Origin of the sequence: Maritalea mediterranea, assembly GCF_021568695.1 — a bacterium.
GTDB classification, from domain to species: Bacteria; Pseudomonadota; Alphaproteobacteria; order Rhizobiales; family Devosiaceae; genus Maritalea; species Maritalea mediterranea.
The window spans coordinates 973,459-992,229 of the sequence record NZ_JAKGTI010000001.1; the positions used below are offsets into that span (position 1 = coordinate 973,459).

Here is an 18,771-nt window from a genome sequence, read left to right on the forward strand (position 1 = left end):
AGAGGTTTGACGATGAATATTTTTGAAAATGGTTTTGGCCAAAGCGAAGCCAAGTTGCGCTATCTGGATGCGGATTTTGCCGTAATCAAACCAGGCACCTTTGTGCGCTGCGCCGTCACCGGCCAACAAATTCCGCTGGACGAGCTTTCCTATTGGAGCGTGGATCGGCAGGAACCTTATGTGGATGCACACGCCTCGCTTGAAGCGCTGCAAAAAAGCAAAAAGTAACGCCGCATGCGCGTTTTGATCATCACCAATGGCATGGGCGAAGATGCCATGGGTGCCGCCTTGGCCAAGGCACTTGCCCCACAATGCGAAATGGAAGCCCTGCCCACAGTGGGCGAGGGGCTTGCCTATCGAAATATTTGCCCGTTAGTGGGACCACGCGGTCATCTGGCCAGTGAGGGCCACCGCAAACAAGGCTCTTTGATCAAAGATTTCCAACATGGTTTGGCGCTGACCGCTCTTAAACATGTGCGCTATATGCGCCAGCAACGCGGCCGCTGGGACAAGATAATTGTGTTGGGCGATATGGTTGGCTTGGCGTTATGCAAAGCCGGGGGGCATGCTGTCGACCTTTACCTGGATTGCTACAAGTCCGGCTTTGCCTCAACCTACTCTGCTGTGGAGAAACGATTGATAAAAGCCACAGCCGCCAAGACGCTATGTCGCGATGATATACTGGCGGGTCAATTGCGTGCCTATGGGCTTGATGCCGGATTTGTCGGCAACATCATGATGGACACAGTCCCAGAACTCGCCATGGATGTAACCCCGCTTGTTGGCGATAAGACTGCCGTGACGCTGCTGCCAGGCAGTCGCAACGCGGCCAAGGTGCTCTTTGAGCTGCAAATAAGAGCGTTGGGGCGTTTAACAGGAAAATACCCAATCAGTGTTTTAGTGCCTGTTGCCCCCACGGCGGATGCTAATCAATTGATCAGGGTCTCTGGACTTAGAGCCGTTGACAAGGAGCCCGACCTGACAGCACCGGAATATTTGGCAAAGGCCGAGATGGTGGATAAAACGCCAGTACATTTCTTTGATAAAGGCGTTGGCAGCCTTGCAAGAGTGTCGCGTTTTGTAGCCGGTCAGGCGGGAACCGCCGGTTTCCAGAGTGCCGGACTGGGCGTGCCAGTAATCGCCCTTGTGCCTCCCGACGCCCGGCCAAGCCGTGTTGCGAAAAATGAACGCCTCATGGGCGAGAGCCGTATAACAACATCTCTGGACGTCAATGAACTGACCGCTGCCATGGCATCGCTTCTTGAAGATGAAGCCGACGCCAAACGCCGGGGCCACATTGGCATGGAACGCATCGGCCCGGCTGGTGCTTTGGATTATGCAGTAAGACTCATTCTTGCGGGCGGCTGAGCCGCATCGAACTCATGCGGCTAATTGCTCGCTTCAGAACCTTGCGGATCAAAATCCGACCGATCCGGACGCGGCGGCAGTTCCTTGCTATCGGCCAACAAAAAGGCCCGTTTCAGCACGTTATCCAGCCGCTTCGCCAGCTCTTCAGAATAGGGCGTGAGGTCTTTTGCCGTGCGTGGCACATAGAGCGGTTCATCCACCACCGCAGAAATGCGGGAGAAGGGGTGGTTGATTTGCATCTTATCCCAAACTTTTTCCAGAACAGAGCGGCGCGAACTGGACACGGCATAAGGTATAATCGGGCGGCCGGAAAAGCGCGCCAACAGCGCCACCCCGTCAGAGACCTGCCGCCCGGGGATGGGGGGAATATCTGCCGTAATGCCAATAGATTGGCCATTTTTCATCGCCCGCACCATTTCGCGCATCGCCGCCATGCCGCCAGTGCCTTCATCCTGCTTCGGGCTGGCGCCTGAGCCATCAATATTGGAGCAGCCGAAGCTTTTGGCAGCGGCGGCCACCAATTGTCCGTCGGGGTGGCGCGAGGTGAGAATGGTCAATTGGCTGGCCTCAGGCACCAATTTCATGCCCAGCATGCCTTGCCCGTGCCAACACACATAGATGGCCGGCATCAAATCTGCACACTTTTGTTCTGCATTTGGCGGATCATAGACAAATTTGGACGTGGCTGAGGTCAGGCGCAAATAGCCGCCCAAAATATGCCATCCAATAAAATGGCGAGCTTTGGTGCTGTTCAGCCCCCGCCCGCCAGATGTCTTTCTAGATTTTGCGTTCACCGATTGGCCTTAGGCATCAGGGTCAAGCAAGCGGTGCATATGCACGATAAAATATCGCATATGCGCATTATCCACTGTCATCTGGGCCTTTTGCTTCCAAACGGCATAGGCGGATTGATAATTGGGATAAACCCCAACAATATCCAACTCATCCAGATTGCGGAATTGAATTTTTTCCAAGTCTTCCAGTTCGCCGCCAAACACCAAATGCAGCAATTGTTTTTCTTCGCTCATTTAAACCCCACCATTTTTGTCGTTTCTATGCTGCAGGACACCCATAGACCTTGCGCAGCACATCATGCACATCATCTTTTAGCGTCAGGTCAGACATTGCCGCAAGGGCGCCGTGACGAATTTCTCGCTTATTAAAGCGCGGCACGCCAACACATACATCTTCCAATGTATAATTGCATTCCGATAAGATAAGAGCAGGTGCCGCAATATCCCAATCCTGTGCGCCGCGTCGCGCCACCGCGACATCCAGCACGCCGGTTGCCACCTGGACCAGCCGATAGGCAAGCGAGGGCAGGGCCGGTCCGCGCACATAATCAATGCCGCGCTCTTCCAGTTCGCGATGCACCGCCCCCGGGGCCGGGATCACCGGGCCAGCGCCCAAACGGTTGCGCCGCTTGATCGGCGATTTGTTCAACAAAGCACCATGACCTGCCACTGCTTCATAGAGTTCATCGCGAATGGGCGCATAAAGCACACTCACTTTGGGCTGTCCGTCTTCAACCAGCGCAATGCAGATGGTCCAGCTATCTTCGCCGCGAATAAAGCCTCGCGTCCCATCAATAGGGTCCACAACAAACACTCGCCGACACTCCAACCGTAACGGGTCATCGGCTGTCTCTTCGCTCAGCCAGCCATAACCGGGCCGCGCTTTGGTGAGCATGTTTTTCAAGAAATTATCGACCGCATAGTCCGCCTCGGTCACGGGTGAGGCGTTATCTTTTGTCCAGGTTTTTACATTTTGCCGGAAAAAACCGGTCGCGATGATACCGGCGCCCACAACAGCATTTCGGATGAGGTCCAGATCGTCTTGCAAGTCAGCCATGTCTGGATTTGCCATCAAAGGCCCCCGAAACCCCAATAAATCTAAGCTCTTCCGTGCTTAATCGAGCGAACATGGAAAGGCAAGAACTTCGTTTCGGTTAATCCGTGGTTACCCCCGGTCATAACCTGCTAACCCTTTTGAGAACAAGGAAAACTTAACCCAATTTTTTAAAGGGATGCCAAACCTTGGCTGCTAATTTGGCTCGCATAAGAAGAGCAGCAAAACAAAGAATAGCTCTCAGGTTAACAGGAAGGCACGAGATAAAAATGGTGCAAGGAAAAACAGTTTCAGGATCGGATCTGATCTTGTTTGGAAAAGACGGTGTGAAATGGCCAATATTGTCGCCCGCAAATGACAATGGTCAGCGCGCGAGTGAGGTGCAAACCGTCACTGTACGCAAAATGCTGTCCAAAAGCGGTGTTCCGATCAAAATCAAAGTTCCGGTTAAAGAATATTACGGAGTAGCTGTCGCCACCAGCATCACTGAAGATGGCGAGCTCTTCAGCTCAATAGAATTGGTCCATGCGGACGAAGATTTGAACTATCGCGTGTTTGAAGAACAAGGTAACCACACCGTGGTGGCCGAATGGCAAAATTGGGGCAAGCAGTTGGGCTTGCCGCTGTTTATCCGGTCCGGCAATGGCGGGTTGGTGCCCTACTCGCAACATGTGGGTGGCGTTATGGTTGGGCAAGAAACCAACCGTCGCAAGCTGGGACCAGAGGCCACGCGCCGTCCACGCTTTCTCAATCGTCGCAAACTAGGGCTTGTGTCCGGCTAGATCGCATATTCGATATAGAGCGCAAGGGTGAAGCTGAGGCCCACCCAAAAATTGGATTTAAACCGGATCAGGCAGTTTGATGTCTGGTCCGGTTTCAGCGTGAGAATTTGCCAGGCCAAAAGCGCCGGGGCAACCCACATCACCCAATAATAGACCGGGCCTGCGCCCGCGCCATCGGCGGCCAAAAACCACAATATAGCAGCGCCAAGATAAAATAGCCCCGTGATGGGTTGCGCGTGATCGCCAAACAGCCGGGCAGTGGATTTAACGCCGATTAACGCGTCATCTTCCCGATCTTGCAGGGCATAAATCGTGTCATAACCGATGGTCCACAATATCGCCCCCGCGTAAAGATAAAAGGCGGGATAATGCAGTTCGCCAAACATAGCCGCCCATCCCATCAGTGCGCCCCAGTTAAATGCTAGGCCTAGAAAAAGCTGTGGCCAATAGGTGATGCGCTTCATAAAGGGATAAATGATCACCAGCCCAATGGACGACAGGCCCAATATCTTGGTGAAATCATTGAATTGCCAAAGAATAACCAGCCCCACCAGACATTGCGCTGCCAGAAACACAAAGGCTTGCGGCACACTGATTTTACCCGAGGGAATGGGCCGCAATCGAGTCCGCTCCACCTTGCCATCAATATTGCGGTCTACAATATCGTTTAAGGTACAGCCTGCACCGCGCATCGCAATGGCACCGAGAAAAAACAGCAATAGATAGGTGAAGTTGAAGCCGGTGGCCGGGCGCGCGACAGCGGCGAGTGCCAATGAGATTGCACAGGGCCAAAATAACAGCCAATACCCAATGGGCCGATCCCACCGCGCCATTTTGGCATAGGGGTGGATGGCTTTGGGGGCATAACGGTCCACCCAATTGGTTTTGCTGGCATCGGCAATTATTTCAGAATTGGGTTTGTCTTGCATCGCGCACCACTTCCACCTATTGAGTTGTTCGGAACGCTATTCTTTAGCCGCCAAAAGTCAAGCAAGAGGCACCAAAATGCCGCGCCAACATAAATCTTTGCCCCGCCTTTTTGTGGATCATCCCCTATCGGTTGATGGCCAGCTGAAACTGGATAAAGCCCAATCCAACTATCTTGTGAATGTGTTGCGCCTAAAAAAAGGCGGCGAGGTGATTCTGTTTAACGGGCAAGATGGCGCCTTTCGCGCCAGTCTCGTGCATGATTCAAAAAAAGCTGCCGAGCTGGCACTGCACGACCGGACCAGCACGCAAACCCTACCCAGCAAAATTGACTATATTTTCGCGCCCATCAAAACTGCGCGATTGGATTTTATGGTGCAAAAGGCCACCGAAATGGGCGTGAACGCCCTGCGGCCGGTGCAAACGCAGCACACGCAAATGGCGCGCATTAATTATGATCGTATGCAGGCCAACGCGATTGAAGCGGCTGAGCAGTGCGAAATCCTGAATGTGCCAGAGGTGCACGAAGCGACCACACTGGAAAAACTGATTGCCAATTGGGACGAGACCGACCCGGATCGCATTCTAATTTTTGCCGACGAGGAAACTGACGTGGCGAATGCGGCTGAAGCCCTTCAACCTTATACAGATCATCAGGTTGCTGTTCTGATCGGCCCGGAAGGCGGCTTTTCAGAAGCCGAACGGACCCTATTGCGGGCACAAAAATTTTGTGTTCCCATCAGCTTGGGACCGCGAATTCTGCGGGCCGATACGGCGGCGATTGTGGCATTAACACTTGTGCAATCAAATATCGGTGATTTACGATAAAAGGATTGCATCCTATTTTTTCCGCGTTATTGTCGCCAGCAAAGATCGCGCTGGCATAGCGGGACACAACACTGACGACCGGACGGACCTTCTATGGCCAATGCAGTTAAAAACGCCCCCCTTATCGAGTCGAAATCCGACCTGATTTACGCGCTGGAAAAAGGGTGCAAGCCAAAGCAGGACTGGCGCATTGGCACGGAGCACGAAAAATTCGTATTCTGTAAAGACAGCCATAAGCCCTTGCCCTATGAGGGAGAAAACGGCATTGGCGCGATTCTCACCGAAATTCAAAAACGCACCGATTGGACACCGCTTTTAGACAAGGGCCATTTGATTGGCCTGAAAGATGAAAGCACGGGCGCCTCCATTTCGCTGGAGCCGGGTGGACAGTTGGAGCTTTCAGGCGCGCCGTTGGAAAAGCTGCACGATACCTGCTCAGAAACCGGCAATCATTTGCGTTTGCTGCGGGGCATCACTGATAAGCTCAATATTGAGTTTTTGGGCCTGGGTGTGGCGCCAGCCTGGTCGCTAGAAGACATGCCCATGATGCCTAAATCCCGCTACGGGATCATGAAGCCCTATATGGAAAAAGTCGGCACACTCGGCACGTCCATGATGTTCCGCTCCTGCACCGTGCAAGTAAATCTCGACTTTTCGTCCGAAAAAGACATGGTCGACAAATTGCGCGCCAGTTTGGCGCTGCAGCCGATCGCAACAGCATTGTTTGCCAACTCGCCCTTCATTGATGGGAAGCCGTCAGGTTACCTTTCTTATCGCTCGAAGATTTGGCAGCACACAGACAATGACCGCACCGGCATGTTGGACTTTGCGTTTGAACCGGGCATGGGCTTTGAGCGCTATGTAGATTATGCCCTTGATGTGCCAATGTATTTCGTGATGCGTAATGGCGAATTTGTCAATTGTGCTGGCGAGAGCTTCCGCGCCTTCCTGAAAGGCGAGCTGCCGCAATTGCCGGGTGAAAAACCAACAATCGCGGATTGGGAGGATCATCTCTCCACCTTGTTCCCTGAAGTTCGGCTTAAAACTTTCTTGGAAATGCGCGGTGCGGACGCAGGGCCTTGGGATAGTATCTGCGCTTTGCCCGCCCTATGGGTCGGTTTGCTCTATGATCAAGGCGCGCTGGATGGCGCATTGGAGTTGGTCAAAGATTGGACCGCTGAGCAACGCAATCAATTGCGCATCGATGTATCAAAGTCTGCGTTAAATGCTGAAATCAATGGCCGCACGGTTTTGGATGTCGCCAAGGATGTCTCTAAACTAGCGAAGTCCGGACTGGTGGCGCGCAAGAACAAGAATTATGAAGGCTTTGACGAGTCTGTTTTCTTGAACATGATCAAAGAAACGCTCGATACCGGAAAAACACCCGCCGAACATATGCTCGACGCCTATAACGGCCCTTGGGAAGGCGACATCAGCAAAATCTATACGGAACGCTTGTTCTAGCCTGCGAGCTTCTCCACCAAATAATCAAACACCCTCCGCACACGGCGGTTTGTCTTTAGCTCCCTATGGGCCACCAGCCACATTGAGAAGTTGAGCGAAGGAAAATCCGGCAAAACTCGGCGCACGCCGGGTTCCCGGTCACCCACACTTGTGTCCATTATGCAGACACCTGCGCCGCTTTTCATCAGATTCCACATCACCACATAGCTATCCACCTGCAAGGGGAAGTTGGCTTCAGTCAGGTTCATGCCATGTGCATTTAAGCCATGCATCACCACATTTTCAGAATCCAGGCTGATAAATTCAGCGCGGTTGATGTTGTCCAGGGTAAGGGGCGGATTAAACTGGGTCAGGTAGGCGTCGCTAGCATAGAGCTGCGCTTGCACATCCATAAGTTTTCTTGCGTACAAGTCCGGCTCCGTTGGCCGGAAGAAACGCAGCGCAATATCTGCTTCGCGCCGATGCAAATCGCTCGCCCGGTTTGAAACAACCAGTTCTATTTCAAGTTTGGGTTCTGACCGACGCAATTCAGTTATGATGGGCGGCAACTCTGTTGCGGCAAACATTTCGGCAGCGGCAATGGATACGCGCCCTTCAATCGCACTGGATTGTCCGTGTGCTGCCAGAGAGAATGCGCCAGCCGCATCGCCCATCTTGCGGGCATGGGCCAATAGCTCCAGACCACTCGGGGTCAGGGTAATGCCGCGGCCATCGCGCTCAAACAAAGTGACCTTCAACTCCTGCTCCAGCGCTTCAATCTGCCGACCCAATGTCGGCTGCGCAATCCCAAGCGCGCGCGCCGCGGCAGAGAAGGAGCCTTCCTCCGCTGCCACCAAAAAGGCCCTTACCTTGCTCCAGTCAAAATCGATTCCACGCCAACTCATGCATTTATGCATAGCAGTTGCACGAAATTGGTCAATTTATAATAGCGATCAACTGGGATAGGACGGGCATTCGACATTGAAAATTTCAGGGCATATCCTCATGACACAACCCACATATCTAAATCGCAATGCGGCACGGCTGGCCGGCATCTTCTTTATTGGCTCATTCCTGTCCTATGGGATTGGCACCGCACTGATGGAGCCGCTTTTGTTGGCAGCAGATCCGATCACCACAATTGAGTCCCAGCGCATCACCTATTTAGTGGCAGCCTTTGCCGTGGCGATCCTGCACACCTTCACCAATGTGGGGGCGATCACGATTCTGTTTCGCGCCATGTCGCCTTTTGCCCCGCTCAAAGCGCTGGGTTATCTCAGCCTCACCCTGATGGGCACGATGGCACTGTTGGTGGGCAGCGTATTCTTGATGTTGGCCGTGCCCACAATCGACGCGACTGATCCCCTGTATACAGAAGCCTTCGGAAAGCTGCTTTATTATATCAATTTCTATTTCTACCAGTCCGGTATGACGCTTTGGGGCGTTGGCGGCTTGCTGATGTGTGCCGTGCTCTGGCGCACTCAATTGGTGCCGCGTTCGTTGGCGATTTTGGGGGTGGTCGGTTACACAATTTTTATTGTCGGCACGACTTCAGAATTTTTCCTGTCCGGCTGGGGCGTTATGCTATCCATTCCCGGCGGCCTGTTTGAAGTGGGCTTAAGCATATGGCTGATCGCCAAAGGGTTCAACGCAAGTGCCAACACGCCCCACGCGCATCAGGCCGCATCTTCCATGGCTTGATCCAACTCGGCCTTTATGTGCGCCACCAGCGCACTATAGATGCCGCCATAAGCATTGGCGGCCCGACGGATCGCAATATCTGCCGCCTTCAGGGGCGGCAGCCCGTCCTCCAGCCCCAACCGACGCATATCAGGCGTGATCGAGCTTTCGGCTAACACCCCCACGGCCAGCCCTGCCATCACCGCGCTGGTGATGGCAGTGGCATTAGAGGAGGTGTACGCCACCCGATAATTGATATTGGCATCGCGTAACGCGCTCTCTGCGTTGGAGCGCCAGCAGCATTGCTTGTTGCCACAGGCAATCGGCAACGGATCTTGTTTGTGCGCGTCAGAGTTGGGCCCGATCACCCAGGAGAGCGGCTCTGTGCGCAAGATTTCACCCGTTTCATGATTGGTGCCCTGGGTGAAGACGATCAAATCATAATCACCCTGCTGCATGTCGCTGATCAACTCTTCAGAGGATTTGCACTTCACATCCACTAGAATTTTGGGATGGGTTTGCTGAAATGAACTCAGCAGAATCGGCAGCACCTTCACGGCATAATCGTCTGGAATGCCGATTCGGATCGTGCCGGAGAGCACGTCTGAGGAAAACAAATCTTCAATCTCTGCGTTGATTTCCAGCATCCGCCGCGCATGGTGATAGAGCGCATCGCCCGCGCGGGTAAGCGAAATGGATCGACCGTCACGCACCAGCAATTCCTCGCCCAGGCGTTCCTCCAGTCTTTTAATCTGCATGGAGACAGCTGACTGGGTTTTAAACACCCGTCGCGCCGCTTCGGTAAAGCTGCCGCAATCGGCGATAACAGCAAATGTACGCAACTGATCAAGATCGAGGGGATTGGCCATATTCATCACAGAGATTGATTATTGAGATGAATACTATTTGTTAGACGAATGGGAAAAATGTCAATAGCGTGCAAGCATCATTCTGGTCCAACCATTATCTTGGACCACTAACCCCCGAAACTTTGTGCCGAGCGCCACAGGCGTCTCGGCAACTTTTTGGTTAAGGTTCAGGATGCGGGTGCTTCTGCCGCTTCCGCAGTATCGGCTGTTGTCGCTGGATCTTTGGCATCCGGAGTCAAGCGATCGATCAACCAAAAGGCGCCAACCACCGGCAATATACCAAAAAAGATCGCGCCGATGGCTGCGCCCCAAATGATGCCCGGCAGCCCGCCCCAGAGGCCACCGACATAGATAAAGGGCAAGACGCCGATTGTATGTCGGGCCCAGTTGGACAGTGTCGCCAAGAGCGGATAGCCCAAATTGTTGTAAGCCGCGTTGGAGACGAACAACATGCCATTGAATAGAAACGAACCCGCCAGCACCGTACAGAACAGGCGGATCACCAGCGCCATATTGCCCTCGGCCTGATAAATGGCAATGATCTGGTTTTGTGCGATAAACAGCAGAGCCCAGGCTACAAGCACATAAACGGCATTAAAGATCAGCCCGTCAATCAGCGCCTGGCGCACACGGCCCATTTGCAGGGCGCCGTAATTTTGGCCAATGATCGGCCCGACCGCACCCGAAAGGGCGAAGATCACACCAAAGGCGAGGGGGATCAAACGGTCCACCACAGATTGGCCGGCCACCGCGGCATCGCCATAGTCGGCCACAGCGCGGGCAATCAAGAAGGCCCCAACGGGTGCCGCCAGATTAGTGACCACGGTCGGCGCAGCAATCTTCAAAATGTCGCCAAGGTCCTTAAAAAAGCGGCTCAAATCAGGCAAGGTGATGGCTTTGTGGATGCCGATCAAATAATAAAGACCAAGAGCGGCGAACGACACACGCACAATCGCGGAGACGATTGCGGCGCCAATCACTTCCCAGCCAAACACAAAGATAAAGATCGGGTCTAGCACCGCCGTCAGGAAACCGCCGATCAAGGTGATATACATTGAGCGTTTCGCATCGCCATGCGCCCGCAATATCCCCATGGTGACAATGCCGATGGCAAAGAATGGGGTGGAGGGCAGCACGATGAAAAGATAGGTGCGTGCATAGTCGAGCGCTTCGCCGGTGGCCCCCAACAGGTCCATCAGCCAATCGGTCAACAAAAAGCCTAATGCTGCGATCAAAAAGCCGAAAATGGCGACGCTGATCACCGATGTGCCCGCATAGGATTTTGCTGCTTCATCCTGTCCGGCGCCCAATGCCCTCGCCACCATGGCCGAGGTGCCGATCATAAAGCCGACCGACATGCCGATAATAAAGGCAATCACATAGGAGGCCCGGCCCACAGCGGCTGTTTGACTAGGGTCTTCCAGCTGACTGATATAAAAAAGCGTAATGGCATCCACAAAAAAGATCGACATCAGGCCGATGGCCGAAGTCGTTGTCATAATAATGACATGGCGCATGGTGGAGCCGGTGAGAAATACCGCGCTTTTGCCGCTTGTGGATGCGTTGCTCATAAGCCTACTCTTAATTGGTGGCCTCTTTGGCCAAACAGTCATTAACCGGGCTTAACTAGACGCATTCACCTCTGCGGTTCAAGGCAATTCTTGTCGCACATAAATCTCATCAAAGCATTCTGCGGCACGGTCAGCCCTAAGGCAGGGCTTTGTAGCCCTCGCCAAAGCCGTTCATGGAAACGGGAATGCCAATGCCTTCTTCCGGTGTTTTGAACACAACAAACAAGGCGGTTTCCGCGTTCGACAGCTCGTCAATCAGCTCAGGCGTCAACACAACTTCCGCCATGCACCCATTGGGCAAGCACCGAATGAACGGCGCCCGTCCTTTGTCGTTGCCGTCCAGCACCAGGCCCAATTGGTTGGGCAGCAAAACACCAAGTGGTGCCAGAATGCGCAACAGCTGCGTTTTTTTATCTGCAGTCTTTAGAATAATGACGCTCAGGGCCACGCCAGGTTGGTCTTCGGCCGTCACATTCTGGATCAGCGCACATTGCTCAAAGCTGGCCCCTGGCGGCGTGTCGCAGGTCATTTGCCAATCGCCATAATCGCCTTTCACCGTGCCTTGCGCCTGCGCGCCAGAGAGCATCAGCCCAAACATCAGCAAAATGGAAATAAGCTTGAAAAAACGCATGATATGACGATTCCTTTACCCCAAGACTTGGTGACCTTGCGTGCTTTCGCCGCGACAGTCAATTCGGCACGCGGCGATTAGATTGCTTATTCACATGGCAAAATTGCGGCCTAAAACACACAGTCTCGCCCGGTCTGATGCAGAAATTTCGAGAAAAATACAGAAAAATGCTTCAAAACTGTCGATTGCAACCATATGACGCACTGTTTTATGGCGGTTTGGAATTGCTTTGCGCCGTCTGTTATGGTTTTAGTCTGTTTCAAGATTCTGCTCTTGGTCGTCTTAACGCGAATTGACAAGCCAGTTCGCTTGATCTTTAAGCGTTACCGACGAAAAAGGGCTTAAACATGTCGCAAAGGGAGACTGGCGTGAGCAAACTTCTTGCACGTCTGGCTAAAATCACATCTGCAATTTCACTGGGCCTTATGCCCACCGCCGCTTTGGCGCAAAACGGGCAGCCAGAGCCCGGCGCAATCGGTTTGCAAGAATCTGTAACCCCAATCATGGATGCAACCATTGCCTTTCATGATGGTTTGTTGATGTGGATCATCACTCTTATAACCATTTTTGTAACGGCGTTATTGATCTGGGTCATGGTTCGCTACAATAAGCGTGCAAACCCGACGCCTTCCAAATTTACCCACAATACACTGATCGAGATTGTTTGGACCGTTGTGCCGATCATCATCCTGATCGTGATTGCGGTGCCGTCATTTGGCGTGTTGTCAGATCAAATGACCATCCCGGACGGCGAGCGGAAATATTTGGGGTCAAATATCTTTTCTCGTGATGCAGGCGAAGTGATCCCCGAGCCTGAATTGACCGTTCGTGTAACAGGTCATCAATGGTACTGGGATTACGAATATCCTGACCTGAATGGGGCATTCTACTCTTCTTATATGCTCAGCAAAGAAGAGATTGCCGAGCAAAAGCCCGGGCAGCCCTATTTGTTGGCCGTGGATAATGAGCTTGTGGTGCCTGTTGACACAACAGTTCGCGTTGAAGTGACCGCCGGCGATGTGCTGCACGCTTTTGCTATGCCTGCTTTCGGTAACAAAACCGACGCGGTGCCGGGTCGTTTGAATGAGACATGGTTCCACGTGCGTAAAGAGGGTCTTTACTACGGCCAGTGTTCAGAGCTGTGCGGCAAAGACCATGCCTTTATGCCGATTGCGGTGCGCGTTGTTTCGAAAGAAGAATTCGCAGCATGGGCTGAAATCATGAAAGCCGAAGACGATGTCGAGGCTGCTAACGGGACTTTGGCGAGCCTTTAGGGCCCGCCGCTAATTTTGCCGCCCAAAGAGGGATCTCAAGGGGATCTTGGGGCGTTAAGGAAAGAGGCAAGGAAAGCAAATGGCGAACGCAACTGCTGCCCAAAATTCACATGATGCGCACGACCACCCAACGGGTTGGAAGCGCTATGTATATTCAACCAACCATAAAGACATCGGCACGATGTACCTGATCTTTGCGATCATCGCAGGGATCATCGGTGGCGCATTGTCTGGCTTTATGCGCTGGGAATTGGCTGAACCTGGCATTCAGATTTTCCCTGGCTTGGCGTCAATGGTTTATGGCCATGAATGGCAAAGCGCCGTGGCGCTGGATGCGGGCAAGCACATGTATAATGTGTTCACCACAGCCCATGGTCTGATCATGGTATTCTTCGTGGTGATGCCAGCCTTGATCGGTGGGTACTCTAACTGGTTCGTGCCGTTGATGATTGGTGCACCGGATATGGCGTTCCCGCGGATGAACAACATTTCATTCTGGTTGTTGCCACCGGCATTCATCCTGTTGCTGATGTCCATGTTCTTTGAGGGCCCTCCAGGCGGCATGGGCACCGGCGGCGGTTGGACTATCTATCCGCCATTGTCCACATCCGGTCAGCCTGGCCCCGCGATGGACTTCGCCATCCTGTCACTGCACGTCGCCGGTGCATCGTCAATCTTGGGTGCGATCAACTTCATCACCACCATTTTCAACATGCGCGCACCCGGCATGACCTTGCACAAAATGCCACTTTTCGCGTGGTCGATCCTGGTCACAGCCTTCTTGCTGCTGTTGTCCTTGCCAGTATTGGCTGGTGCCATTACCATGTTGTTGACCGACCGTAACTTCGGCACAACCTTCTTCGAACCTTCTGGCGGTGGCGACCCGATTCTGTTCCAGCACTTGTTCTGGTTCTTCGGTCACCCTGAAGTGTATATTATGATTTTGCCTGGCTTCGGCATTGTCTCGCACATCGTGTCCACCTTCTCTCGCAAGCCTGTATTTGGCTATCTGGCGATGGTTTATGCGATGGTGGCGATTGGCTTTGTTGGCTTTATCGTGTGGGCGCACCACATGTACACCACAGGCATTTCGCTTGATACTCAGCGCTACTTCGTATTCGCCACAATGGTGATTGCGGTGCCGACAGGGGTGAAGATCTTCTCATGGATTGCCACCATGTGGGGCGGCTCCATCGAGTTCCGCACACCCATGCTGTGGGCCATCGGCTTCATCTTCTTGTTCACCGTTGGCGGTGTAACAGGTGTGGTATTGGCCAACGCTGGCGCTGACCGTTCATTGCACGACACCTACTATGTGGTTGCACACTTCCACTATGTATTGTCACTGGGTGCCGTATTCGCGATCTTTGCCGCTTGGTACTACTGGTATCCGAAAATGTTCGGCTATATGTACAACGAAACATTGGGCCAGCTGCATTTCTGGGTAATGTTCATCGGCGTGAACCTGATCTTCTTCCCGCAGCACTTCCTCGGGTTGAACGGTATGCCACGTCGTTACATCGATTATCCTGAAGCCTTTGCATTGTGGAACATGGTGTCTTCCATCGGCTATCTGATCATGGCTTTGGGTCTGGTGTTCTTCTTTGCCTCTATCATCGAATCCTTGATGAAAAAGCGCAAAGCAGCGGACAATCCATGGGGCGAGGGTGCCACTACTCTTGAGTGGACATTGCCTTCACCTCCACCGTTCCACCAGTTCGAAACTTTGCCAAAAGTAAAGTAACCAACTGGCTAGATAGGGAAAAATGACAATGGCCTATATTGGCGATCAAAGGGACAACACAGCATGGGGCGGCGCGGAAGTCGAAGACTATTTCGCGCTGCTGAAGCCCCGCGTTATGTCACTGGTGATCTTCACGGCCATTGTCGGCTTGCTGATCGCGCCGGGTTCACTGCACCCGCTGCTCGCCGTCACAGCTATTCTGTGTATCGCGATCGGGGCGGGCGCATCTGGCGCGCTCAATATGTGGTATGATGCCGATATTGACGCGGTGATGAGCCGCACTGTCAATCGGCCTATTCCGGCGGGCCGTATCACGAAATCCGAAGCATTGAGCTTCGGGCTCGTACTGTCTGCATTTTCGGTGGCCATTTTGGGCCTGGTGACCAACTGGGTCGCCGCTGGCCTGTTGGCGTTCACCATTTTCTTTTACGCCGTGATTTACACCATGTGGCTGAAACGCTGGACGCCACAAAACATCGTCATCGGCGGCGCGGCAGGCGCGTTCCCGCCTATGATCGGTTGGGCCGCTGTCACCGGCACCATCACCATCGAAAGCACCGTGTTGTTTTTGATTACATTCTTGTGGACTCCACCCCACTTTTGGGCATTGGCGCTATATAAAAAAGGCGACTATGCGGAGGCGGGCATTCCCATGCTGCCTAACGTGGCCGGGGAACGGGTAACCCAAAACCAAATTTTGATTTATACCTTGATTCTGGCCGCGATCTCTGTCGCCCCCACCTTGTTGGGTTTTGCCAGTTTGGCCTATGGCATTGTCGCCGCAGGTTTAGGGTTGGCCTTCACCTTTTATGCGGTCCGCCTGTGGCAGCAAAAGGAAAGCGTTGCGCTGAAGAAAGCGGCGCGGCAGCTTTTTGCCTTCTCGCTGATCTATTTGTTCGTGGTTTACCTGGTGTTGCTCGCTGATGTGAGTGTAGCCAATTTTATGGCAGGGGGTAGCGCATGAATGACGAGGTGAAAATGACCGAAGAAGAAAAGCAGGCCAAGCGTCTTCGCAAGCGCTCTGTTGCGCTCGCCCTTGTTTTGGGGGCATTGGCCATCTTGTTTTACGCGGTGACGATTGTAAAAATCGGCCCGGCCATCTTCCAGCGGCCCTTGTAGGAGAACGCTGCAATGGCCCATATAGATACGCACAATTCTGAAAACCGCAGCAATAAGCGCATCGCTTATGGCTTGGTTCTGCTCGTCGCCCTGATGATCGGGATGTCATACGCTGCCGTTCCCTTATATCAGCTCTTTTGTCAGGTTACGGGATATGGCGGCACCACCCAGCGCGCCGAAGACAGCGCGGTCGGCATTATTGATCGCGAAATGATGGTGCGGTTTGCCGCGCAAGTGGACCCTGACTTGCCTGTGAAAATTGTCCCTGCGGCAACGCAAGTGGATAAGGTGGGCAAGAAAATTACGGTGAATTATCGCGCGACAAATTTGACAGACGCGCCGGTGAGCACCACCGCAAGTTTCAATGTTGCCCCAGCCTCCATGGGGGCCTATTTCAACAAGATTGAATGTTTTTGTTTCACCGAGCAAACACTTGCTCCGAATGAAACAGTAGAAATGCCGGTTCTATATTATCTAGATCCGGAGCTGGATTTAAACGATGAGCTTGATACTATTCGGGAGATCACGCTCTTTTACGCATTCCATGCTTCATAAGATTGGGAGAAGCTAAATATGGCCGCACACGCCAAAAATCATGATTATCACTTGGTCGACCCAAGCCCATGGCCATTTATCGGGTCTGTTTCAGCGCTCATTATGGCAATTGGCGGTATTGCTTGGATGCAAGACTGGACGCCATATGTCTTCTTCATTGGCCTCGCCGGTGTGCTTTACACCATGTATGGCTGGTGGCGCGATGTGATTAAAGAAAGCCATGCAGGCGATCACACCCCGGTTGTCCAACTGCACCACCGTTACGGCATGATCCTGTTCATCGTTTCAGAAATCATGTTCTTTGTGGCTTGGTTCTGGGCCTATTTCGATATGTTCTTCTATGTTGATGAAGCGCAGCAGATTGGCCGTGTTGCGGCAACGGGCGGCCACTGGCCCCCTGATGGCGTAGAATTGTTTGACCCTTGGCACTTGCCAATCTTCAACACATTGCTGTTGCTCACCTCAGGCATGACTGTGACTTGGGCCCACCATTCGCTTTTGGCTGATGATCGCAATGGCCTAAAATGGGGCTTGGTGCTTACTGTTATTCTGGGTGCCGTCTTCACCTTTGTACAAGGCGTTGAATATGCCTCTGCTGGGTTCAGCTTCTCAGGCAATATTTACGGTGCCACCTTCTTTATGGCGACCGGCTTCCACGGCTTCCACGTGTTTGTGGGCACAATCTTCCTGCTCGTGTGCCTGTTCCGTGCGCTGTCTGGCCACTTCACACCGAAGCAGCATCTCGGCTTTGAGTTTGCCGCCTGGTACTGGCACTTTGTGGACGTCGTTTGGCTGTTCCTGTTTGCCTCCATCTATGTCTGGGGTGCATGGGGCGTTGCCATTTCCCACTAAGGGAAGGGCAGAACCAATTTCAAGGGGCGCGCCATCGGTCGCGCCCTTTGTGTATTTAGGGCAAAGGCAAACTGAATGACTGACGAACCGGATATTTCACCCTTTTCAGCGGGGTTGCGCTGCCGATGCCCGCGATGCGGCGACGGCAAATTGTTACGCGGCTTTTTGCAGGTGGAAGACCAGTGTGAACGCTGCGGCCTGTCCTTCAGCTTTGCCGACAGCGGCGATGGACCAGCGGTATTCATCATGATGATTGTTGGCTTCATCATTGTGGGCGCAGCATTGGCGGTGGAAGTGGCCTTTTCACCATCGGTTTTGATGCATTTGCTGTTGTGGATTCCGGCCACTCTGCTGTTGAGTTTTGCCTTGTTGCGTCCCCTGAAGGGGCTGATGATAGCCCTGCAATATAAAAACGATGCGCACGAAGCAAAGTGGGCTGATGAGGAGAACAAGCCGAATGAGTGAGTCGAAACAAAATATTCGCCAATCCGGGCTCGGCAAATCTTTCTTTGTTGGCTTCCTGCTGCTGTGCATGATCCTGTTTCTTGCTCTCGGCTTTTGGCAGCTCGATCGCTTGCAATGGAAAGAGCAGCTTATTGCGTCGGCCAACGATCGGTTGAATGCCGAAAGAATGGATATTCCCTCAAAGGCCGCCTGGGCCGATCTCGATCCCGACACTTTTGATTTTCAAAAAGTGCGCATGACCGGTCAGTTCCTCGACTGTTGTGAAGCGCGCGTATTTATCTCATTGCCCAAAAAACGCGATCGATATTCTGGTCCCGGCTACTGGATTGTGACGCCATTTGAATTGGCAGAGGGCGGCGTGGTCTATGTCAATCGCGGGTTTGCCCCGCAAGAACTCACGCTGCCCAAGGCTGAATATGCCCGTGCACCGCAAGGGGAATTGACCCTTGAAGGCTATATGCGGCGCCCCGAACGTGTGGGCAGCGCAACGCTTGAGCCTGATCTGGCCAAACAGGTGGATTGGGTGATCAATCCGGCGCGTTTGAATGAAATTTTGTTTCCAGAGTTGGAAGATGTCGCGCCCTTTTATGTAAACCTTTCGAGCCCCACGGCCAATGATTTGCCACAGGCGCCAGACGAGGCAGCTCTCAATTTCACCAATCGGCATCTTGAATATGCGTTCACCTGGTTCGGCTTGGCGGCATTGATGCCCATATTGGCGATTTTTTGGCTCATTCGTACCCGTCGCCCCCGGCAAGAACTTGCGAAATCGAAAACGGAAGATTAGGGTGCACCCTCAAATTCACCTTCGGACG

General features: G+C 53.0%; 22 protein-coding genes. 14 read left to right on the plus strand and 8 right to left on the minus strand.

The window, feature by feature from the left end:
• The first annotated feature begins 12 nt into the window (after window positions 1–12).
• Both L1I42_RS04695 and L1I42_RS04700 read left to right on the plus strand, forming a co-directional pair.
• A complete protein-coding gene (locus L1I42_RS04695; RefSeq protein WP_236113327.1) occupies window positions 13–228 on the plus strand; it encodes a DUF2093 domain-containing protein in 216 nt (71 codons plus the stop codon).
• A gap of 6 nt (window positions 229–234) precedes the next feature.
• Complete coding sequence (locus L1I42_RS04700; RefSeq protein WP_236113328.1) at window positions 235–1,368, plus strand: hypothetical protein; 1,134 nt, start codon at window positions 235–237, stop codon at window positions 1,366–1,368.
• Window positions 1,369–1,388: 20 nt separating this feature from the next.
• Here L1I42_RS04700 and L1I42_RS04705 read toward each other — a convergent pair whose 3' ends face one another.
• From L1I42_RS04705 to L1I42_RS04715, 3 genes are read right to left on the minus strand one after another with little or no spacing between them, the layout of a single operon-like run.
• Window positions 1,389–2,162: a lysophospholipid acyltransferase family protein gene (locus L1I42_RS04705; RefSeq protein WP_236113329.1), complete on the minus strand. Its 774-nt coding sequence runs from the start codon at window positions 2,160–2,162 to the stop codon at window positions 1,389–1,391.
• Window positions 2,163–2,171: 9 nt separating this feature from the next.
• Window positions 2,172–2,396, minus strand: coding sequence for a DUF4170 domain-containing protein (locus L1I42_RS04710; protein WP_236113330.1), 225 nt, complete (start codon window positions 2,394–2,396; stop codon window positions 2,172–2,174).
• 25 nt (window positions 2,397–2,421) lie between these two features.
• Window positions 2,422–3,234 (minus strand): 3'(2'),5'-bisphosphate nucleotidase CysQ, encoded by an 813-nt coding sequence (locus tag L1I42_RS04715; protein ID WP_236113331.1) that lies wholly within the window; start codon window positions 3,232–3,234, stop codon window positions 2,422–2,424.
• A 308-nt stretch (window positions 3,235–3,542) separates the two neighbouring features.
• On the opposite strand from L1I42_RS04715, the gene L1I42_RS04720 reads away from it, so the two are divergent.
• Window positions 3,543–3,998: a DUF6101 family protein gene (locus tag L1I42_RS04720; protein ID WP_236113332.1), complete on the plus strand. Its 456-nt coding sequence runs from the start codon at window positions 3,543–3,545 to the stop codon at window positions 3,996–3,998.
• Here the strand turns inward: L1I42_RS04720 and ubiA are convergent.
• Entirely contained in the window at window positions 3,995–4,927 is a 933-nt protein-coding gene (gene ubiA, locus L1I42_RS04725; protein ID WP_236113333.1) for a 4-hydroxybenzoate octaprenyltransferase, read from the minus strand. The two genes, L1I42_RS04720 and ubiA, sit on opposite strands and share 4 nt — an antisense overlap.
• 76 nt (window positions 4,928–5,003) lie before the next feature.
• Here ubiA and L1I42_RS04730 point away from each other — a divergent pair, with 76 nt between their 5' ends.
• Entirely contained in the window at window positions 5,004–5,753 is a 750-nt protein-coding gene (locus L1I42_RS04730; protein WP_236113334.1) for a 16S rRNA (uracil(1498)-N(3))-methyltransferase, read from the plus strand.
• Window positions 5,754–5,846: 93 nt separating this feature from the next.
• Window positions 5,847–7,217, plus strand: coding sequence for a glutamate--cysteine ligase (locus tag L1I42_RS04735; protein WP_236113335.1), 1,371 nt, complete (start codon window positions 5,847–5,849; stop codon window positions 7,215–7,217).
• On the opposite strand, the gene L1I42_RS04740 is transcribed toward L1I42_RS04735, so the two are convergent.
• Window positions 7,214–8,101: a LysR family transcriptional regulator gene (locus L1I42_RS04740; protein ID WP_236113336.1), complete on the minus strand. Its 888-nt coding sequence runs from the start codon at window positions 8,099–8,101 to the stop codon at window positions 7,214–7,216. The two genes, L1I42_RS04735 and L1I42_RS04740, sit on opposite strands and share 4 nt — an antisense overlap.
• Window positions 8,102–8,201: 100 nt before the next feature.
• Between L1I42_RS04740 and L1I42_RS04745 the strand changes: the two genes are divergently transcribed.
• On the plus strand, window positions 8,202–8,897 hold the full coding sequence (locus L1I42_RS04745) for a DUF4386 domain-containing protein (protein WP_236113337.1): 696 nt from the start codon (window positions 8,202–8,204) through the stop codon (window positions 8,895–8,897).
• Here L1I42_RS04745 and L1I42_RS04750 read toward each other — a convergent pair.
• The 3 genes from L1I42_RS04750 to L1I42_RS04760 all read right to left on the minus strand — a co-directional run bounded on the left by L1I42_RS04750 (window position 8,873) and on the right by L1I42_RS04760 (window position 11,947).
• The gene (locus tag L1I42_RS04750) at window positions 8,873–9,745 is read right to left on the minus strand and encodes a LysR substrate-binding domain-containing protein (protein ID WP_236113338.1); all 873 of its coding nucleotides are present in this window, start codon (window positions 9,743–9,745) and stop codon (window positions 8,873–8,875) included. The two genes, L1I42_RS04745 and L1I42_RS04750, sit on opposite strands and share 25 nt — an antisense overlap.
• Window positions 9,746–9,912: 167 nt before the next feature.
• Window positions 9,913–11,316: an MATE family efflux transporter gene (locus L1I42_RS04755; protein ID WP_236113339.1), complete on the minus strand. Its 1,404-nt coding sequence runs from the start codon at window positions 11,314–11,316 to the stop codon at window positions 9,913–9,915.
• Window positions 11,317–11,452: 136 nt separating this feature from the next.
• Window positions 11,453–11,947, minus strand: a complete 495-nt coding sequence (locus tag L1I42_RS04760; protein WP_236113340.1) for an invasion associated locus B family protein — start codon at window positions 11,945–11,947, stop codon at window positions 11,453–11,455.
• 368 nt (window positions 11,948–12,315) lie between these two features.
• Between L1I42_RS04760 and coxB the strand changes: the two genes are divergently transcribed.
• From coxB to L1I42_RS04800, 8 genes are all read left to right on the plus strand, one after another.
• Window positions 12,316–13,221, plus strand: a complete 906-nt coding sequence (gene coxB / locus L1I42_RS04765; protein ID WP_369413066.1) for a cytochrome c oxidase subunit II — start codon at window positions 12,316–12,318, stop codon at window positions 13,219–13,221.
• 79 nt (window positions 13,222–13,300) lie between these two features.
• Window positions 13,301–14,965, plus strand: coding sequence for a cytochrome c oxidase subunit I (gene ctaD, locus L1I42_RS04770; RefSeq protein WP_236113341.1), 1,665 nt, complete (start codon window positions 13,301–13,303; stop codon window positions 14,963–14,965).
• A 28-nt stretch (window positions 14,966–14,993) separates the two neighbouring features.
• The gene (locus tag L1I42_RS04775; RefSeq protein WP_236113342.1) at window positions 14,994–15,929 is read left to right on the plus strand and encodes a heme o synthase; all 936 of its coding nucleotides are present in this window, start codon (window positions 14,994–14,996) and stop codon (window positions 15,927–15,929) included.
• The gene (locus L1I42_RS04780) at window positions 15,926–16,084 is read left to right on the plus strand and encodes a cytochrome c oxidase system small membrane protein (protein WP_236113343.1); all 159 of its coding nucleotides are present in this window, start codon (window positions 15,926–15,928) and stop codon (window positions 16,082–16,084) included. The genes L1I42_RS04775 and L1I42_RS04780 overlap by 4 nt, the downstream gene beginning before the upstream one ends.
• 12 nt (window positions 16,085–16,096) lie before the next feature.
• Window positions 16,097–16,639: a cytochrome c oxidase assembly protein gene (locus L1I42_RS04785; protein ID WP_236113344.1), complete on the plus strand. Its 543-nt coding sequence runs from the start codon at window positions 16,097–16,099 to the stop codon at window positions 16,637–16,639.
• An 18-nt stretch (window positions 16,640–16,657) separates the two neighbouring features.
• Window positions 16,658–17,491 (plus strand): cytochrome c oxidase subunit 3, encoded by an 834-nt coding sequence (locus L1I42_RS04790; protein WP_236113345.1) that lies wholly within the window; start codon window positions 16,658–16,660, stop codon window positions 17,489–17,491.
• 75 nt (window positions 17,492–17,566) lie between these two features.
• A complete protein-coding gene (locus L1I42_RS04795; RefSeq protein WP_236113346.1) occupies window positions 17,567–17,956 on the plus strand; it encodes a DUF983 domain-containing protein in 390 nt (129 codons plus the stop codon).
• Window positions 17,949–18,743: an SURF1 family protein gene (locus tag L1I42_RS04800; protein ID WP_236113347.1), complete on the plus strand. Its 795-nt coding sequence runs from the start codon at window positions 17,949–17,951 to the stop codon at window positions 18,741–18,743. The genes L1I42_RS04795 and L1I42_RS04800 overlap by 8 nt, the downstream gene beginning before the upstream one ends.
• Window positions 18,744–18,771: the final 28 nt, after the last annotated feature.